The organism is Nevskia soli DSM 19509 (genome assembly GCF_000711955.1).
GTDB classification, from domain to species: Bacteria; Pseudomonadota; Gammaproteobacteria; order Nevskiales; family Nevskiaceae; genus Nevskia; species Nevskia soli.
This window is the reverse complement of record NZ_JONR01000023.1, coordinates 14,441-31,636: the sequence shown is the minus strand read 5'-3', so window position 1 is coordinate 31,636 and position 17,196 is coordinate 14,441. Positions and strand designations below refer to the sequence as shown.

Sequence of the window (17,196 nt, the reverse complement as noted above, 5' to 3'; positions counted from 1 at the left end):
GTCAGGCGGGTTCGGATCGAAGGGAACGCGAACCCGTCTGCGCACACTAAGATTGGGTAATTACAGCGATATTTTATGCATTACGATCCCTTCATGCTGAAGATCGTGGCCGCGATCCTGGGAATCCTGGGCGTGGCCTTCATCTCGCGCGCGCTGCGCCAGCCGCACGTGGTGGGATATCTCGCGGCCGGCATCCTGCTCGGCCCGCACGGCCTGGCGCTGCTGACCGAGCGCGCCACCCTGTCGCGCATCGGCGAATTCGGCGTGCTGCTGCTGCTGTTCTTCATCGGCATGGAGAACAATCCGCGCGACCTGCTGACGCGCTGGCGCATCACCTTCATCGGCACCGCCGTGCAGATCGGCGCCAGCGTCGGCGCCATCTGGCTGCTCGGCTGGTGGCTGGGCTGGGATCACTCGCGCATCATCCTGCTGGGCTTCGTGGTCAGCCTGTCGAGCACCGCCCTGGTGCTGAACTACCTGCGCGAAACCGGCCAGACCGAGGCCAAGATCGGCAAGGACGCGCTCGGCGTGCTGCTGGCGCAGGACCTGGCGGTGATCCCGATGCTGATCGTGATCGACTTCTTCGGCAACGACGGCATCAGCGGCAAGACCATCGCCCTGCAGCTGGTCGGCGGCACCCTGGCCCTGGCCCTGCTGTCCTGGATCGTGTGGGGCAAGAACCTGCGCCTGCCGTTCAGCGAGAAGCTGCGCGGCGACCGCGAGCTGCAGATCTTCGTCGCCTTCGCCCTGTGCCTCGGCTTCGCCCTGCTGGCGGAAGGTTTCGAGCTGTCGGCCAGCCTGGGCGCGTTTCTCGCCGGCATGCTGGTCGGCGCCGCGCGCGAGACCGAGTGGGTGGCGGACCGGATGGAGCCGTTCCGGGTGGTCTTCGTGGCGGTGTTCTTCGTCTCGGTCGGGCTGCTGGTCAGCCTGGATTTCGTGGTGGAGCACGCCATGCTGGTCGGCTTCATCGCGGTGGCGGTGCTGCTCGGCAACACCGTCATCAACGCCCTGATCTTCCATGCCCTGGGCGACCCCTGGCGCTATTCGATCTATGCCGGCGCCCACCTGGCGCAGATCGGCGAGTTCTCCTTCGTGCTGGCCGCGGTGGGGGTGCAAAGCGGCCTGATCACCAATTTCGAGTATCAGCTGGTGATCGCGGTGATCTCCGCCACCCTGCTGCTGTCGCCGGCCTGGATCGGGCTGATCGGCCGCACCCAGCGGCGTATGCTGCACACCCGCAAGACGCGGCTCGACGGCAGCATCGCGGGCGGCTGAACACGGCTCACCACGGGCGTTTCGAGGCGGAACCCGCGCCATTAGGTCATTCCGCACTATTGCTGCGGCGGGGGAAAATGGGGTGCTGCACCGTTTTTATACACATGGGGCGGGGAACGCATGATTTGACCGGGGTCAAGAGCCGGCGCAGAGCCATCTTTCAAAATGTCTCGCAAGTTAATGATTTATATATTGTTATATTTATGAAACAAGTTTGGCCCGATTTTGCCTCCCTGCGTACGCCGCCGCATCGTGGCTTTCTGTCCACACAATTATCCACAAGGCTTCCGTGAAGCTGGTCAGCGTCGCCATCTCCGTACCGCTGCGGCGTACCTTCGATTACGCCCTGGGCGAAATCGAGCCTGGCAGGCTGCTGCCGGGCGTGCGGGTGCGGGTGCCGTTCGGGCGGCGCGAGCAGATCGGCGTGGTGCTGGAACCGCCCCGGGAGGTGGGGGAGCCGGAGTTCGAATGCCGGCCGGTGACGGCGGTACTGGACGAAACACCCCTGCTCGACGCCGAACTGCTGGCCCTGTGCCGCTGGGCCGCCGACTACTACCACCATCCGTTGGGCGAAGTGCTGGCCACGGCCCTGCCGGGACCGCTGCGCCACGGCAAGGCCGCACCCTCGACCGCCGCGCCGACCCTGCTCAGCCTGACCGCCGCCGGCAGCGTCGCGCTGCCCGACCTGCCGGCGCGCTCGGCGGCGCTGCGCGCGGTGCTGGAAAAGCTGGGCGAAGGCGCCCTGTCGCGCGCCACCCTGCTGGAAGCGCAGCCCAAAGCCGCCGCCGCCATCCGCCGCGCCTTGGAGCGGGGCTGGATCGGACACGTCGCGGCGGCCGGCGGCGCGGAACTGCGCATCCTGGAAACGCCGCCGCCGCTGACCGCCGAGCAGACCGCCGCGCTGGAAGCCCTGCGCGCAGCGCCGCCCGGCTACGCGGCGACCCTGCTGGAGGGCGTCACCGGCAGCGGCAAGACCGAGATCTACCTGCAACTGACCGCCGACGCCCTCGCCGCCGGCAAGCAGGTATTGGTGCTGGCGCCGGAGATCGGCCTGACGCCGCAACTGGCGGAGCGCTTCGAGCGCCGCTTCGGCGCCCGCGTCGCCAGCTACCACTCCGGCCTCAGCGACAACGAGCGGGCGCGCAACTGGATGCGCGCGCGCCGCGGCGAGGTGGACGTGCTCGTCGGCACCCGTTCGGCGGTGTTCCTGCCGCTGGCGCGGCCAGGTCTGCTGATCATCGACGAGGAGCATGACGTCTCCTACAAGCAGCAGGAAGGCCTGCGCTATGCCGCGCGCGACCTGGCCCTGATCCGGGCGCAGCGCCTGCGCATCCCGGCCGTGCTGGGCAGCGCCACTCCGGCGCTGGAGAGCCGCCACAATGCCGCGGCCGGTCGCTATCGCCACCTGCGCCTGCAGCAGCGCGTGTTCACCGCCGCCGGTCCGCGCATCGGCGTCATCGACATGCGCGCCCAGCCCTTGCAGCACGGACTCAGCACGCCGGTGCTGGAGGGTGTGGAGCGGCATCTTGCCGGCGGGGGCCAGGCCCTGCTGTTCCTCAACCGCCGCGGCTATGCCCCGGCGCTGCTGTGCCACGATTGCGGCTGGGTCGCGCCCTGTCCGAACTGCGATGCGCGGATGACCCTGCACCGCGCCCGCCGCCGCCTGATCTGCCACCACTGCGGCCATTCCGTGCCGATGCCGCTGGCCTGCCCCGACTGCGGCGGCACCGAGCTGGTGCCGGTGGGCCAGGGCACCGAGCGGGTGGAAGACAGCCTGCGGCTGCGCTTTCCCGGCCGCCGCATCGAGCGCTTCGATTCCGACCGCCTGGGCCGCGCCGGCGAACTGGAGCGGCTGCTGGCCGACGTGCGCCGCGGCGCCATCGACATCCTGGTCGGCACCCAGGTGCTGGCCAAGGGCCACGACTTCGCCGGCCTCAGCTTCGCCGGCGTGCTCGACGTCGACCAGGCCCTGTACGGCAGCGACTTCCGCGCCCTGGAACGCATGGGGCAGCTGGTGACCCAGGTCGCCGGTCGCGTCGGCCGCAAGGGCCAGCCGGGCGAAGTGCTGTTGCAAACGCATCAGCCGGAGCATCCGCTGCTGCGGATACTGGTGCAGGAAGGCTACCCGGCGTTCTGCGAAGCCCTGCTGCGCGAGCGCCGCGAGTTCGGCCTGCCGCCCTTCGGCTATCTGGCGCTGCTCCGCGCCGAGGCGCGGCAGGAAGGCGAGGCGCTGGCCTTCCTGCGTCAGGCGCGCGAACTGATGCCGGAAAATTCCGGCGTCGAGGCGCTCGGCCCCGCGCCTGCCGGCATGGCCCGCCGCGCTGGCTATCACCGCGCGCAACTGCTGCTGCGCGGCGCCTCGCGTTCCGCCCTGCACCGGCTGCTGGAACGGTGGCTCGCCGCCATCGAAACGCTGCCCGCGGCCAAGCGCCTGCGCTGGTCGGTGGATGTCGATCCGGCGGACCTGTTTTAGGCCACCCCTTGCCGCGGCGGTCGTAGGTCGGCTCAAGCGTAGCGGAGCCGACAGCGCACTCCGAACCGACCTACAGGGAGCCGCCGCTGCGCATCACCTGGACGGAGCAATGGCGGCCACGGGCCGCCCTACTATTTGCCGCTGCGCTCGATGCGCAGGCGGTACAATCCGCAGTTCAAAACCTGACCATCGCGCGAAGCACCGCGCATCCGAATGAAACTCCAGATCCTTGCCCTGCTGCGCCAGGCACTCGCTACGCTGTTGGCCGGCTCCGCCGTGACCGCGCCGGAGACGATCAACCTCGATCCGACCAAGGACAGCAAGCACGGCGACTTCGCCACCAACCTGGCGCTGGCCCTGGCCAAGCCGCTGGGCAAGCCGCCGCGCAAGGTCGCCGAGGAGCTGGTGCAGGCGCTGCCGGCTTCGCCGCTGGTGGCCAAGGTGGAGATCGCCGGGCCGGGTTTCATCAACTTCTTCATGGCGCCCGCCGCCTTCCAGTCCATAGTTGCCGACATCCTCGATGCCGGCGCGGCCTACGGCCGCAACAACAACGGCGCGGGCAGGAAGGCGATGGTGGAATTCGTCTCCGCCAACCCGACCGGTCCGCTGCATGTCGGCCACGGCCGCGGCGCGGCGGTGGGCGACAGCCTGGCGCGGCTGCTGGCCGCCGCCGGCTGGGACGTCTGCCGCGAGTTCTACTACAACGACGCCGGCGCGCAGATCGCCAACCTCGCGCTGTCGGTGCAGGCGCGCTGCAAGGGCGTCGAACCGGAGCAGCCGGGCTGGCCGGAGAACGGCTACCGCGGCGAGTACATCAAGGATGTGGCCAAGGCCTATCTCGCCGGTGAGACCGTCATCGCCGACGACCAGGATGTGACCGCCGCCAAGGACCCGGACGATCTCGAAGCCATCCGCCGCTTCGCCGTCGCCTGCCTGCGCCGCGAACAGGACCTGGACCTGAAAGCCTTCGGCGTGCACTTCGACGTCTACTATCTCGAGTCCTCGCTCTACAGCGACGGCAAGGTCGAGCAGACGGTGGAAGCGCTGCTGAAGAGCGGCCACACCTTCGAGCAGGACGGCGCGCTGTGGCTGCGCACCACCGACTTCGGCGACGACAAGGACCGCGTCATGCGCAAGTCCGAAGGCGGCTACACCTATTTCCTGCCGGACGTGGCCTACCACGTGGCCAAGTGGCAGCGCGGCTTCGTGCGCGTCATCAACGAGCAGGGCGCCGATCATCACGGCACCATCGCCCGTGTGCGCGCCGGCCTGCAGGCGCTGGAAATCGGCATCCCGAAGGGCTGGCCCGAATACGTGCTGCACCAGATGGTGACGGTGATGCGCGGCGGCGAAGAGGTGAAGATTTCCAAGCGCGCCGGCAGCTACGTCACCCTGCGCGACCTCATCGACGAGGTCGGCCGCGACGCCACGCGCTACTTCCTGGCGGCGCGCAAGTCCGACTCGCAGCTGGTGTTCGACATCGACCTGGCGCGGGCGCAGACCAACGACAACCCGGTGTACTACATCCAGTACGCGCACGCGCGCGTCGCCGCCGTGCTGCGCCAGCTGGGCGAGCGCGGCCTGCCGGCGTGGACGCCGGAAACCGGCAAGGCGGCGCTGCCGCACCTCACCGAAGCCGCCGAGCTGGGCCTGATCGGACAGCTGACCAAGTATCCCGACATCGTCGCGGCCGCGGCGGACCTGATGGAGCCGCACCTGGTGGCGCAGTACCTGCGCGAGCTGGCAGCGGCCTTCCATGGCTTCTACAACACCCAGCCGATGCTGGTGGACGACGCCGGCCTGCGCAACGCGCGCATCGCGCTGGCGGTGGCGACGCAGCAGGTGCTGCGCAACGGCCTCGATCTGCTGGGCGTGTCCGCGCCGGAGAAAATGTGATGGCGAAGGATTACGCCAAGAACCGCAGTACCGGCAGTGGCCGCGGCAATGCCGGACGCGGCGCCGCCGCGCGTCGCAGCGGCGGTGGTGGTGGCGGCAGGTCCGGCGGCGGCAACCCGGGGCTGGTGGTAGGCCTGGTGATCGGGCTGTCGCTGGGCCTGTGCGCCGCCGGCTGGGTATGGATCAACCGCCCGGCCAAGACTTCACCCTTGATCGCCAGCGCTGCGACTCCGGCCGCCGCTGCGGCGCAGGCGCAGAAGCCGATTCCGCTGCCGCCGAAGCAGCCGTCGAAGTACGCCTTCTACGAGATGCTGCCGAGCTACGAGGTGGTGATTCCGCGCGAGGACGCCGCGGCGTCGGCCAAGGCCGGCAAGGCCACCACGCCGGAAATCGCCGAACCGGGGCAGTACCTGATCCAGGTCGGCGCCTACAAGACCCGCGAGGAAGCCGATCGCAGCCGCGCCAGCCTGGCGCTGCTGGGGGTGGAGTCGAAGATTGAGCAGGTGACCATCGACCAGGCCGAGACCTGGTTCCGCGTGCGCATCGGGCCGCAGGCCAGCCTGGCCAAGGCGCAGGAAATCCTGCAGCGGCTCGACGACAACGGCATCAAGGGGATGCTGGTGAAGGTGAAGGCGGGTTGAGTTTCAGCACCAAGCCGTAGCCCGGGAAGCGCGTAGCGCTACCCGGGAGGTTCACCGCAGAATGAAAGACCCCGGGTAGCGCTATGCGCTTCCCGGGCTACGCTGGGCTTAGTCTTCGTCGCCGTTCTTGTACGGCTGCGCCGGCGGCAGCTTGCCGCGCCTGCGGAAGGTCGCCAGCGCCTTCACCGTGACGAAGGGCGCCACCAATATCCCGACGACCACCAGCAGCAGGATCCACTCGGCCTTGTTCATGGGCGCTTTTATAGCGCTTCCAGCTTGGCTTGCGCCAGCATCAGCCACTTGGTGCCGGCTTCGCGGAAGCGCACTTCGACGCGCATGCGGTCGCCGTCGCCGTCGAAGGTGAGGATGGTGCCTTCGCCGAACTTGGCGTGTCGCACGCGCGCGCCGAGCTTGTAGCCGCCGGGCACATCGTTGGCGGTGGCGGCGCTGGTCGCGGTGCGCGACGGCGTGCGGTCGTAGCCGCCGCGGCTGGGATAGTTGCTGCCGGGGCTATAGCCGCCGCCGGAGCCGTAGGAACGCGAGGGTTGGGAGAAGGTCGGCCGCAGGATGCCGGCGCGCGGCCGCGTTTCGACGATGTACTCGGGCGGGATTTCGCGCACGAACATCGAGGGCGAGCCGATCTGCTCGACACCGTGGACGCGCCGCACTTCGGCATAGCTCAGGTACAGCTGCTTGCGCGCGCGGGTGATGCCGACGTAGCAGAGGCGGCGCTCCTCTTCGAGGCTGCCCTCCTCCACCGCGCGCTGGTGTGGGAACAGGCCGTTCTCCATGCCCACCAGGAAGACGATGGGGAACTCCAGGCCTTTGGCCGAGTGCAGCGTCATCAGCTGCACGCAGTCCTCGCCCTCGCCTGCCTGGCGCTCGCCGGATTCCAGAGCGGCATGGGCCAGGAAGGAATCGAGCGGCGCGATGCCCTCGTCTTCCGCCGGGCGTTCGAAGCCGCGCGCGGCGTTGATCAGTTCGTCCAGGTTCTCCAGGCGCGATTCGGCCTGCTCGCCCTTTTCCTTCTTGTAGTGCTCGCGCAGGCCGGAGCGCTCGATCGCCGTTTCCATCATCTTCGACAGCGGCTCGTCCTGGATGTCCCGGGCCAGCCCGTCGATCAGGTCGAGGAACTGCTTCAGGTTCCCGTGGCTGCGGCCCAGCGCCGCGCCGGCTTCCTGCGCCACCTTCCACAAGGAAGTGCCCTGCTCGCGCGCGAGGGCGCGCAGGCGTTCCAGCGTGGTCGCGCCGATGCCGCGCGCCGGCGTGTTGACCGCGCGCTCGAAGCTGTTGTCGTCGTCGCGGCTGGTGGTGAGACGCAGGTAGGCCAGCGCGTCCTTCACTTCCATGCGCTCGAAGAAGCGCAGGCCGCCGTAGATGCGATAGGGAATGCGGTTGCGGATCAGCGACTCTTCCAGCACGCGCGACTGCGCGTTGGAGCGGTACAGCACGGCGAGATCGACATAGCGGCAGCGCCCGTCGAGGTGCGACTTCATCTTGTTGACGACGAACTCGGCCTCGTCGTATTCGTTGAAGGCGGCGTAAAGCTGGATCGGCTCACCCTCGCCGTCCTCGGTCCACAGGTTCTTGCCGAGGCGGCCGTTGTTCCTGGAGATGAGGCCGTTGGCGGCCTTGAGGATGGTGCCGGTGGAGCGGTAGTTCTGCTCCAGGCGGATCACTTCCAGCCCCGGGAAATCGTGTCCCAGGCGCATCATGTGCTCGACCTTGGCGCCGCGCCAGGAGTAGATCGACTGGTCGTCGTCGCCCACCGCGAACAGCACCCCGCGATCGCCGGCCAGCACGCGCAGCCAGGCGTATTGCAGGGTGTTGGTGTCCTGGAACTCGTCGACCAGGATATGGCGGAAGCGGTTGCGGTAATGCGCCTGGATCTGCGGGTTGTCGCGGCACAGCTCGTGCGCGCGCAGCAGCAGCTCGGCGAAATCCACCAGGCCGTTGGCCTCGCACTGCTGCTGGTAGGCGCTGTAGACCCGCGCCAGCTGGCGCTGCGCGTAGTCGCCCTGGTCCTGCATCGCTTCGGGGCGCCGCCCTTCTTCCTTCTGGCCGTTGATGTAGCCCGTCACCATCTTCGGCGGCCACTTGTCGTCGGGCAGGTCGAGGCTGCGCAGCACGCGCTTCACCAGCCGCTGCTGGTCATCGGCATCGAGGATCTGGAAGTTCTGCGGCAGGCGCGCCTCTTTCCAGTGCAGGCGCAGCATGCGGTGCGCGATGCCGTGGAAGGTGCCGACCCACATGGTGCGCACCGGAACGTTGATCAGCGACTCGATGCGCCCGCGCATCTCCGACGCCGCCTTGTTGGTGAAGGTCACCGCCAGGATCGAATGCGGCGAGACGTTTTCCACCGCGATCAGCCAGGCGATGCGGTGCGTCAGCACGCGGGTCTTGCCGGAGCCCGCGCCCGCCAATACCAGGCGATGTTCGGGAGGCGCCGTAACCGCTTCTTTCTGCGCGGGATTCAGCGCCGCGACCAAGGCCACTACTTCGGGATTCGGAGCTTCGAATTGCATCGGCTCATTGTACCGCTCATGCGCGCGCGAAGCGCCGCGCAATAGGGCAAAATCAGGCTGAAGGCGGCCATGCGTGCCGCCCGCGTCGCCGAATGATCGGCTTTGGTGTTCGGGAAGAACAGCGTGGGAACGCTGTCGTTTGACGGAACCCGCACCAGGCCGGCAGGTGTGCAATGGCTGCCGAGGAGAAGCGTGTGCTCAAACGATTCTGGAAAATCGGACTTGGATGGGCCTGCCTGTCCGGCTTGGCCGCGTGCGGCGGGCACACGCTCTGCATCGGCACCGGCACGCTGAATTGCCCCGACAGCGGATCCAGTTCCTCATCTTCGTCCGGTGGTGGCTCGAGCAGCAGCTCCAGCAGCGGCGCCGGCAACGGCTTCAGCGGCTTCGTCAATCCTTCCACGATTCAGTTCGGCGCCACGACCGTGGTGGGCGTGCAGATCACCAACAGCCTGGCCACGGACGAAACCGGAGTCAGCACTTCCATCACGTTCAGCTCCGGCCTCAGCATCAACGCCGGTCCCAGCTACAGTTGCACCCCCGGCACGGTGGCGACCACCATGCCGAATTCCACCACGACGGAAATCACCCTGAGCAACGCAACGGTTCCCGCCGCGACCAATTGCACCCTCAGCGCCACGGTGACCCCTCCGGCGCGAGGCCAATTCGTCATCACCGCGGCCGGAAGCAGCCTCACGCTGACCGTGCAGTAGCCGGCGGACCCGGCCGCCGCGGGGCAGGCTTATTTGCCTGCAGCCTTCCTGCGCCGCTTGTGCATCTGCAAGTTGACGATCTCCACCGCTCCGGAGAACGCCATGGCGAAGTAGATATACCCCTTCGGTACATGGAAATCGAAGCTCTCCGCCACCAGGGACATGCCGATCAGGATCAGGAACGCCAGGGCCAGGGTGCGGATGGTGGGATGCTCGTCGACAAAGCGCGCCACGGTGCCGGCGAAGAACATCATCACCACCACGGCGGCGACGATGGCCGCGACCATCACCGGGATGTTCTGCGTCATGCCCACGGCGGTGATGACCGAATCCAGCGAGAACACGATGTCCAGGATCATGATCTGCGTGATGACGCCGAAGAAGCTGGCCGTGCGCGGTGTGCCGCCTGCGGCGGTGGCTTCCGCGCCTTCCAGTTGCTCGTGGATTTCCAGCGTGCTCTTGCCCATCAGGAACAAGCCGCCGATAAGCAGGATGAAATCGCGGCCGGACAGTTCCTGGCCGAGGATGGTTACCCAGGGCGCGGTGAGGCGCGCCAGGAAAGCCAGCGACAGCAGCAGGGCGATGCGCGTCAGCATGGCGCCGGCCAAGCCGATGGTACGGGCCCGGGGTTGCTGCTCCAGCGGCAGCTTGGAGGCGCTGATGGAGAGGAAGATGATGTTGTCGACGCCGAGCACGATCTCCAGACCGGCCAGCGTCAGGAAAGCAGCCCAGATGTCTGGGTTGTACAGGAAGTCCATGGGGGAGCTGTAAGGGATCTGAAAGCCATCATAGCCGGATTCCGCGGGGTGACAATCCCGTGACGTTCCACCGGTTTGTCACAATTGGTCCGGATAATCCGATCGTTCAGGACAACCGGCGCGTACCGGCGCCGCGGGGAGGCGACGATGCGGATCGCATACGGGGTGATGGGCTACGGGCGCGGCCACGCCATGCGCAGCGGCGCGGTACTGCCCTCGCTGATGGCCGAACACGAGGTAACGGTGTTCGCCGGGGGCGACGCCTACGACGTGCTGGCGCCGCAATTCCCGACGGTGCGCATCCCCATCATCGGCTATGCCTACAACGAGCGCGGCGGCCATTCGACCTCGCGCACCCTGTCGCGCAACTTCTCGCCGATGGCCGACCTGCTGTTCGGCGGCGCCGGTTCGGCCCTGGTGGAAAAGGAGTTCCGCGAACGCGGCATCGACCTGGTGATCTCGGATTCCGAGGCCTGGACGCACCGCGCGGCGCAGAAGCTGAAGATCCCGCGCATCAGCTACGACCACGTCGGCATCATCGCCTACTGCAAGCCGCACTTCCCGCCGGACCTGCGCCTGCTCGGCATGCGCGACGCCATCGGCTACCGCGCGCTGATGGGCATCCCCGAACGCATCCTCATCTCCAGCTTCTATCCGGCGCAGCCGGCCTATCCGAACATGCACATCGTCGGCCCGATGCTGCGGCCGGAAGTGCTCAAGGTGCAGCCGCGCGACGGCAAATTCCTGATGGCCTACTTCAACAAGGGCGAACACCAGTACCTGCCGCACATCGACCGCGCGCTGCGCCTGCTCGACCTGCCGGTGGTGGTGTACGGCACGCCGTTCCGCGGCCAGTCCGAGAACATCGATTTCCGCGCGCCCAGCAACGAGGGCTTCATCCGCGATCTCGCCGGCTGCAAGGCGGTGCTCTCCACCGCCGGCAATCAGCTGATCGGTGAAGCCATCCACTTCAGCAAGCCGATCCTGGCGGTGCCGGAAGAAGCCTTCGAACAGCGCCTCAACGCCTACATGATCGAGCGCATGGGCGTGGGCATGCGCGGCGACCGCCACCGGCTGACGCCGAGCGATATCGACCGCTTCATGGGCAACTACGACTACTACCGCTCCAACATGGGCGAACACGCCGGCGACGGCCGCGCCGAGGCGACGGAGACCCTGCACCGCTACGTCAATGAGCTGGGGCGCAAGCCGGTGCGCAGCAAGCGGGCGCGCAAGCAGCGTAATGCCGGCCCTGCGGACGAGCGTGTTCCGGTAGGGGTATAGGACAGATCGCCGGGCGTCATCCGAATCCGTCATACCGGCTTTCGCCGGTATGACGCCGGGGTGTTGATTTAAGTCGAGCGGCAGCGGCGGCCACAGGCCGCCCTACAAAAACCGTCCCAGGATCGCCCACATCCAGCGGTTGTTTTCCTCGAAGCGCTCACGCTGCGCCAGGATATGTTCCGGCGTCTGCACGTAGCGCGCCGGCTGCGGCTGTTCGTGGCGGAACCATTCTTCCGCATTGGGGCGCGTCACTTCCAGATGGAATTGCAGGCCCAGCACCTGATCGCCCAGGGCGAAGGCCTGCTGCGCGCAGGCCTCGCTGGTCGCCAGGCAGACGGCGCCGGATGGCAGGGCGTAGGTGTCGCCATGCCAGTGGAAGCCGGTGAAGGTTTCCGGCAGGTCGGCGAACAATGGTGATGCGCGTCCCGCCGCGCTGAGGGTCAGCGGGAACCAGCCGATCTCGCTGTCGGCGTTGCGCGTCACCGGGCCGCCCAGCACGTCGGCCAGCAGTTGCGCGCCGAGGCAGATGCCGAGCACGCGTTTGCCGGCATCGACGGCGGCGCGGATCAGCGCCTTCTCGCCGCGCAGCCAGGGATATTGCGCGTACTCGTAGATGTTCATCGGGCCGCCCATGACGACGAGGGCGTCGAAAGCGGAGACGTCGGGCGGCGTTTCGCCGGCATAGAGGCGGGTGCCGGAGACTAGGTGGCCGGCGTCGGCGAGCCAGGGGGCGATGCAGCCGAGGTCTTCGAAGTCGGCGTGTTGCAGCCAGTGGACGCGCATGAGCTTGGTTTTGCGGTGCTGGTGGTGGCGGGCGCGGCGAAGGATCCGGCCGGATCCTTCGCCGCGCTCAGAATGACATTACGGCTTGGTTCTGCCTTCGAAATTCAGCGCCGCCGAATTGATGCAGTAACGCGCGCCGGTGGGCTTGGGTCCGTCGGGGAAGACGTGGCCCAGGTGGGCGTCGCAGCGGGCGCAGCGCACCTCGATGCGGCGCATGCCGTGGCTGCGGTCCTCCAGCGAGGCGACGGACTCGGCGTCGACCGGACGGAAGAAGCTGGGCCAGCCGGTGCCGGATTCGAACTTGCTGTGCGAATCGAACAGGGCGGCGCCGCAGCAGACGCAGCTGAACACGCCGTCGCGGTGGTCGTCCCACAGGGCGCCGGTGAAGGCGCACTCGGTGCCGCCCTGGCGGGTCACCTGGTATTGCTCGGGGGTGAGCAGGGCACGCCATTCGGCGTCGCTCTTTACAATTTTTTCCACTGCCATAGCTGCGCTCCGTCATGGATGTTTCACAAAGGGCGCGTAAGGTTGCGCCCACGAGAACAGCCCTTCTCATTTTGGCGCCCGCGCCACGCCCGGCCATCAAGCCGGGCGTTTTCTTTCAAGCCCGGATAAGCTGGCTTGATGATACCAGCCACCTTGTTCTGCGCCGCCGCGATTTCCGCGCTGCTCGCCATTGCCGCCGACTGGGAAGAGCGGCGCCATCCCGCCTTCTACCTGCTCAAGCCGCTCACCACCGCGCTGATCCTGGGCGCGGCGCTGAGCCTCGTGCCGGCAACCGGTTCCGATTACCGCCTGCTCGTCGCCGCCGCACTGCTGCTGTCGCTGCTGGGCGACGTCTGCCTGATGTTCGAGGGAGACGGCTGGTTCGCCGCCGGCCTGGGCAGCTTCCTGCTGGCTCATGTGGGGTTCATCCTGGCATTCCTCAAGGGCGTGCCCCTGGCCTGGCCGCCGCTCTGGACGTTGCTGCCCCTGGTTTACGGGCTGGGCCTGTGCGCTTGGCTGTTGCCGCGCGCCGGCAGCCTGCGCATCCCGGTGGCCCTGTATTGCCTGGTGCTGCTGGGCATGACGCTGACGGCGGCGCTGCGCCTGCAGACGCTGGGCGGCCGGCCGGCGCTGCTGGCGGTGGCCGGGGCGCTGCTGTTCGTGGTGTCGGATTCCTCGCTGGCGCTGCGCCGGTTCGCCGGCTCCTACCGGGGGGCGCAGGCGCTGATCCTGTCGACTTACTGGGCCTCCATCGGGTTGATCGCGGCTTCGGTTTAAACCCTTTCGGGCCATGGCGCGTCTCATTAAGTTATGCCCCGGGTGACGGCTGCGGGCTGCGGGCGCCCTGTTATGATCGGCCGTCTGGTGCACTCACCACCCCATAAATAACTTCGACAAATTCAGAGGCATGCGATGAATAAACTGCTTTTGGGCGCAGCTTGCGCCTGTCTGGTCGCCGGCTGCAGCAAGCCGCCGGAGGCCCCGAAGCCGGAGGCCGCCGCGCCCGCGGCCCCCGCCCTGGTATCCGGCATCGACCTGCAATACGTGGACGACGGGGTCCGCGCGCAGGACGATTTCTACAAGCACGTCAACGGCAAGTGGCTGGCGACGACCGAGATCCCCGCCGACAAGGGGCGCTACGGCTCCTTCGACAAGCTCAGCGACGATGCGCAGGCGCAGTTGCGCGGCATCGTCGAGGACCTGCAGAAGTCCGTCGACGCCAAGGATCCGGATCAGCAGAAGATCGCCGATCTGTACGCCACCTTCATGGACGAGGCGGCGCTGGAGCAGCAGGGCCTGAAGCCGCTGGATGCCGAGTTCGCCAGGATCGACGCGCTCAAGGACAAGAAGGAAATCGCCGGCCTGATCGGGCATTTCAACGTGATCGGCGTCAGCGCGCCCTACACCCCGGGCGTGCACCAGGACGCCAAGGATTCGACCAAGTACGTGTTCGACCTGGGCCAGGACGGCCTGGGCATGCCGGACCGCGACTACTACCTGCTCAACGACGACAAGATGAAGCAGGCGCGCACCCAGTACGGCCAGCACGTCGAGAAGATGCTCACCCTGGCCGGCGACAAGGCCGCGACGAAGGACGCCAAGGACATCGTGGCGCTGGAGACCGAGCTGGCCAAGGTGCAGTGGACCAAGGTCGAGCTGCGTGATCCGGTGAAGGCCTACAACAAGGTCGAGCTGGCCAAGCTGCCGGCGCTCGCGCCCGGCTACGACTGGAAGGCCTACCTCGCCGCCAGCGGCGTGGAAGGCAAGACCGACTACCTGGTGGTGAGCCAGCCGAGCTACATCACCGCCTTCAACAAGATCCTGGCGAAGACGCCGCTGCCGGTGTGGAAGGCCTACTTCCGCTGGCACCTGCTGAGCGACTTCGCGCCGTTCCTGAGCAAGGGCTTCGTCGACGAGCACTTCGCGTTCTACGGTACCGCGCTGCGCGGCATCCCGGAGAACAAGCCGCGCTGGAAGCGCGGCATCGGCGTGGTGGAAGAGTCCATCGGCGAAGGCCTGGGCAAGATCTACGTCGGCAAGTACTTCCCGCCCGAGTCCAAGGCGCGCATGGACCAGCTGGTGAAAAACCTGCTCGCCGCCTACAAGGCCGATATCGACACGCTCGACTGGATGAGCCCGGAGACCAAGCAGAAGGCGCAGGACAAGCTGGCCAAGTTCACGCCGAAAATCGGCTACCCGGTGAAGTGGCGCGACTACAGCGCTCTGCAGATCACCAAGGGCGACCTGATCGGCGATATGGTCCGCGCGCAGAGCTTCGAATACCAGCGCAACGTCGACAAGCTGGGCAAGCCGATCGACCGCGACGAATGGGGCATGACGCCGCAGACGATCAACGCCTATTACAACCCGGAAATGAACGAGATCGTGTTCCCGGCCGCCATCCTGCAGCCGCCGTTCTTCAACCCGAAGGCCGACGACGCGGTGAACTACGGCGGCATCGGCGCCGTCATCGGCCACGAGATCAGCCACGGCTTCGACGACCAGGGCAGTCAGTACGACGGCAACGGCAACCTGCTCAGCCCGCCGGGCTGGTTCACCCAGGCCGACCTCGACAAGTTCAAGGCGAAGACGCACGCCCTGGTGGAGCAGTACTCCGCGTACGAGCCGATCCCCGGCTACCACGTCAACGGCGAGCTGACCCTGGGCGAGAACATCGCCGACAACTCCGGCATGGCCATCGCCTACAAGGCCTACAAGCTGTCGCTGGGCGGCAAGGAAGCGCCGACCATCGACGGCCTGACCGGCGACCAGCGCTTCTACGGCGGCTGGGCGCAGGTCTGGCGCGGCAAGGCGCGCGACAACGACATCATGGTCCGCATCAAGACCGACCCGCACTCGCCGCAGGCGGTTCGCGGCACCGTGCCGGAAATGAACCAGCCCTCGTTCTACGAGGCCTTCGGCGTCAAGGAAGGCGACAAGATGTACCTGCCGCCGGAGAAGCGCGTCAGCCTCTGGTAAACCTGTTGGGCACATAGCCCGGCGGATTTCTCCCGCCGTAAAAAATCAGCCCCGGTGCGGCACCGCACCGGGGCTTTTTATGGCGCTTGCTTCAATCCGGAACCGTCGCCTGACGGACCCGGCGCCGCATCAGGCAGTGCGACGCTTGCCGCTGGTGGTGTCGAGGCCCGATTTGGCGGCGCCTTCCAGGTAGAGATGGATGTAGCTCTCCAGGGCCAGGGGACCGTGGGAAGCGAGGTGGTGGAAATTGGGGATGACGCCGGATTGCCCGCCGACGCTCTGCGCGCTGGAACGGACGGTCTGGTTGCCTGTGGTGTCGTTGGGGTTGGACATGACTACCTCCTTGGCTTGAAATCCTTTTGGCCGGGATGGCCGAGGGCGTGCAAGTTACGCCCTTCCATCCTTGACAACTACCCGGCATACCTGAGAATTACCCTTCCAGAAAATGGAAGGAAACAGGTATGGATCGGCTTGAAGCCATGTCGATTCTCCTCGAGGCGGTGGAGACCGGCAGCCTGTCCGCCGCCGGGCGCAGCCTGGGCATGCCGCTGCCCACCATCAGCCGCAAGGTTTCCGACCTGGAAGCGCACCTGAAAATCCGCCTGCTGCTGCGCGGCGGGCGCAAGCTGGTCCTGACCGACGCGGGCCGCAACTACGTGGCGGCCTGCAAGCGCATCCTGGAAGACGTGGGAGAAGCCGAGCGCATTGCCGCCGGCGAATACCGGGCGCCGACCGGCGAGCTGGTGATCAGCACGCCGCTGGTGTTCGGGCGGGTGCACGTGGTGCCGGTGATCGCCGAATTCCTCAAGGCCTACCCGGATATCCACGTCCGGCTGCAGATGAGCGACCGGGTGGTGAACCTGATCGAGGATCACATCGACCTGGCCGTGCGCATCGGCGCGCTGCCGGACAGCAGCCTGATCGCGACGCGGATCGGAACCGCCAACCTGGTGGTGTTCGCCAGCCCGGCTTATCTTGCCCGGCGCGGCACGCCGCGAACGCCCGAAGATCTGGCGGCGCACGACTGCATCGCCTTCGACGCGCTATCGGCCGGCGACCGCTGGGACTTCGCAAGCAACCGGGTCGGCAGCTCGGTGCAGATCCGGCCGCGGCTGCGGGCGAATACCGCGGAGGCGGTGATCGAGGCGGCGCTCGGCGGCCTGGGCATTGCCCGTACCATGTCGTACCCGATTGCCCCGGCGGTCGCCGCCGGGGCGCTGGGCATCGTGCTGCGCGATTACGAGCTGCCGGCGGTGCCGATCAGCCTGGTCTATCCGAGCCAGCGCCTGCTGCCGCTGAAGCTGCGCGCCTTCCTGGATTTTGCGACACCGCGCCTGCGGGAACGCGTCGGGCCGGGAGCCGAACCGGCGCGGGGTCTATAAC

General features: G+C 67.3%; 15 protein-coding genes. 9 read left to right on the top strand and 6 right to left on the bottom strand.

All coding sequences use genetic code 11. The annotated features are described in order from the left end of the window. Positions 1 to 75: 75 nt before the first annotated feature. From BP26_RS0113030 to BP26_RS27620, 4 genes are all read left to right on the top strand, one after another. Entirely contained in the window at positions 76 to 1,275 is a 1,200-nt protein-coding gene (locus BP26_RS0113030) for a cation:proton antiporter (protein WP_051748931.1), read from the top strand. A 289-nt stretch (positions 1,276 to 1,564) separates the two neighbouring features. After that, a complete protein-coding gene (locus BP26_RS0113025) occupies positions 1,565 to 3,748 on the top strand; it encodes a primosomal protein N' (RefSeq protein ID WP_029921023.1) in 2,184 nt (727 codons plus the stop codon). Positions 3,749 to 3,961: 213 nt separating this feature from the next. Further along, positions 3,962 to 5,644, top strand: a complete 1,683-nt coding sequence (gene argS / locus BP26_RS0113020) for an arginine--tRNA ligase (RefSeq protein WP_029921022.1) — start codon at positions 3,962 to 3,964, stop codon at positions 5,642 to 5,644. Further along, on the top strand, positions 5,644 to 6,285 hold the full coding sequence (locus tag BP26_RS27620; RefSeq protein ID WP_051748930.1) for an SPOR domain-containing protein: 642 nt from the start codon (positions 5,644 to 5,646) through the stop codon (positions 6,283 to 6,285). The genes argS and BP26_RS27620 overlap by 1 nt, the downstream gene beginning before the upstream one ends. 108 nt (positions 6,286 to 6,393) lie before the next feature. On the opposite strand, the gene BP26_RS29510 is transcribed toward BP26_RS27620, so the two are convergent. Continuing rightward, positions 6,394 to 6,537 (bottom strand): hypothetical protein, encoded by a 144-nt coding sequence (locus BP26_RS29510; protein WP_157572511.1) that lies wholly within the window; start codon positions 6,535 to 6,537, stop codon positions 6,394 to 6,396. An 8-nt stretch (positions 6,538 to 6,545) separates the two neighbouring features. Then, positions 6,546 to 8,810: a DNA helicase II gene (gene uvrD / locus BP26_RS0113005; RefSeq protein WP_029921020.1), complete on the bottom strand. Its 2,265-nt coding sequence runs from the start codon at positions 8,808 to 8,810 to the stop codon at positions 6,546 to 6,548. 194 nt (positions 8,811 to 9,004) lie between these two features. On the opposite strand from uvrD, the gene BP26_RS0113000 reads away from it, so the two are divergent. Further along, positions 9,005 to 9,523 carry a hypothetical protein gene (locus BP26_RS0113000; protein WP_157572510.1) on the top strand — a complete coding sequence of 173 codons (519 nt, stop codon included), beginning with the start codon at positions 9,005 to 9,007 and terminating at the stop codon, positions 9,521 to 9,523. Positions 9,524 to 9,552: 29 nt separating this feature from the next. Here the strand turns inward: BP26_RS0113000 and BP26_RS0112995 are convergent, their stop codons facing one another. Continuing rightward, positions 9,553 to 10,281, bottom strand: coding sequence for a TerC family protein (locus BP26_RS0112995; protein ID WP_029921018.1), 729 nt, complete (start codon positions 10,279 to 10,281; stop codon positions 9,553 to 9,555). Positions 10,282 to 10,428: 147 nt separating this feature from the next. Between BP26_RS0112995 and BP26_RS0112990 the strand changes: the two genes are divergently transcribed. Then, positions 10,429 to 11,565: a glycosyltransferase family protein gene (locus BP26_RS0112990; RefSeq protein WP_051748929.1), complete on the top strand. Its 1,137-nt coding sequence runs from the start codon at positions 10,429 to 10,431 to the stop codon at positions 11,563 to 11,565. Between the two features lie 102 nt (positions 11,566 to 11,667). On the opposite strand, the gene BP26_RS0112985 is transcribed toward BP26_RS0112990, so the two are convergent. Together BP26_RS0112985 and msrB are read right to left on the bottom strand one after the other, a co-directional pair. After that, positions 11,668 to 12,348: a type 1 glutamine amidotransferase gene (locus BP26_RS0112985; RefSeq protein ID WP_029921016.1), complete on the bottom strand. Its 681-nt coding sequence runs from the start codon at positions 12,346 to 12,348 to the stop codon at positions 11,668 to 11,670. A 78-nt stretch (positions 12,349 to 12,426) separates the two neighbouring features. Then, a complete protein-coding gene (gene msrB, locus BP26_RS0112980) occupies positions 12,427 to 12,834 on the bottom strand; it encodes a peptide-methionine (R)-S-oxide reductase MsrB (protein WP_029921015.1) in 408 nt (135 codons plus the stop codon). Between the two features lie 138 nt (positions 12,835 to 12,972). On the opposite strand from msrB, the gene BP26_RS0112975 reads away from it, so the two are divergent. Together BP26_RS0112975 and BP26_RS0112970 are read left to right on the top strand one after the other, a co-directional pair. After that, positions 12,973 to 13,611 (top strand): lysoplasmalogenase, encoded by a 639-nt coding sequence (locus BP26_RS0112975; RefSeq protein ID WP_029921014.1) that lies wholly within the window; start codon positions 12,973 to 12,975, stop codon positions 13,609 to 13,611. A 135-nt stretch (positions 13,612 to 13,746) separates the two neighbouring features. Beyond that, positions 13,747 to 15,813, top strand: coding sequence for a M13 family metallopeptidase (locus BP26_RS0112970; RefSeq protein WP_029921013.1), 2,067 nt, complete (start codon positions 13,747 to 13,749; stop codon positions 15,811 to 15,813). A 129-nt stretch (positions 15,814 to 15,942) separates the two neighbouring features. On the opposite strand, the gene BP26_RS0112965 is transcribed toward BP26_RS0112970, so the two are convergent. Next, a complete protein-coding gene (locus BP26_RS0112965) occupies positions 15,943 to 16,146 on the bottom strand; it encodes a hypothetical protein (protein WP_029921012.1) in 204 nt (67 codons plus the stop codon). 128 nt (positions 16,147 to 16,274) lie between these two features. Here BP26_RS0112965 and BP26_RS0112960 point away from each other — a divergent pair, with 128 nt between their 5' ends. After that, positions 16,275 to 17,195: a LysR family transcriptional regulator gene (locus BP26_RS0112960; RefSeq protein WP_029921011.1), complete on the top strand. Its 921-nt coding sequence runs from the start codon at positions 16,275 to 16,277 to the stop codon at positions 17,193 to 17,195. Position 17,196: the final 1 nt, after the last annotated feature.

Bases quoted from the DNA above. Each gene is read 5' to 3' on its own strand.
- argS (WP_029921022.1), top strand. From the start codon at position 3,962: ATGAAACTCCAGATCCTTGCCCTGCTGCGCCAGGCACTCGCTACGCTG.
- BP26_RS0112995 (WP_029921018.1), bottom strand. From the start codon at position 10,281: ATGGACTTCCTGTACAACCCAGACATCTGGGCTGCTTTCCTGACGCTG.
- BP26_RS27620 (WP_051748930.1), top strand. From the start codon at position 5,644: ATGGCGAAGGATTACGCCAAGAACCGCAGTACCGGCAGTGGCCGCGGC.
- BP26_RS0112975 (WP_029921014.1), top strand. From the start codon at position 12,973: ATGATACCAGCCACCTTGTTCTGCGCCGCCGCGATTTCCGCGCTGCTC.
- BP26_RS0112990 (WP_051748929.1), top strand. From the start codon at position 10,429: ATGCGGATCGCATACGGGGTGATGGGCTACGGGCGCGGCCACGCCATG.
- BP26_RS0113030 (WP_051748931.1), top strand. From the start codon at position 76: ATGCATTACGATCCCTTCATGCTGAAGATCGTGGCCGCGATCCTGGGA.
- BP26_RS29510 (WP_157572511.1), bottom strand. From the start codon at position 6,537: ATGAACAAGGCCGAGTGGATCCTGCTGCTGGTGGTCGTCGGGATATTG.
- BP26_RS0112970 (WP_029921013.1), top strand. From the start codon at position 13,747: ATGAATAAACTGCTTTTGGGCGCAGCTTGCGCCTGTCTGGTCGCCGGC.
- BP26_RS0112960 (WP_029921011.1), top strand. From the start codon at position 16,275: ATGGATCGGCTTGAAGCCATGTCGATTCTCCTCGAGGCGGTGGAGACC.
- uvrD (WP_029921020.1), bottom strand. From the start codon at position 8,810: ATGCAATTCGAAGCTCCGAATCCCGAAGTAGTGGCCTTGGTCGCGGCG.
- BP26_RS0112985 (WP_029921016.1), bottom strand. From the start codon at position 12,348: ATGCGCGTCCACTGGCTGCAACACGCCGACTTCGAAGACCTCGGCTGC.
- BP26_RS0112965 (WP_029921012.1), bottom strand. From the start codon at position 16,146: ATGTCCAACCCCAACGACACCACAGGCAACCAGACCGTCCGTTCCAGC.
- msrB (WP_029921015.1), bottom strand. From the start codon at position 12,834: ATGGCAGTGGAAAAAATTGTAAAGAGCGACGCCGAATGGCGTGCCCTG.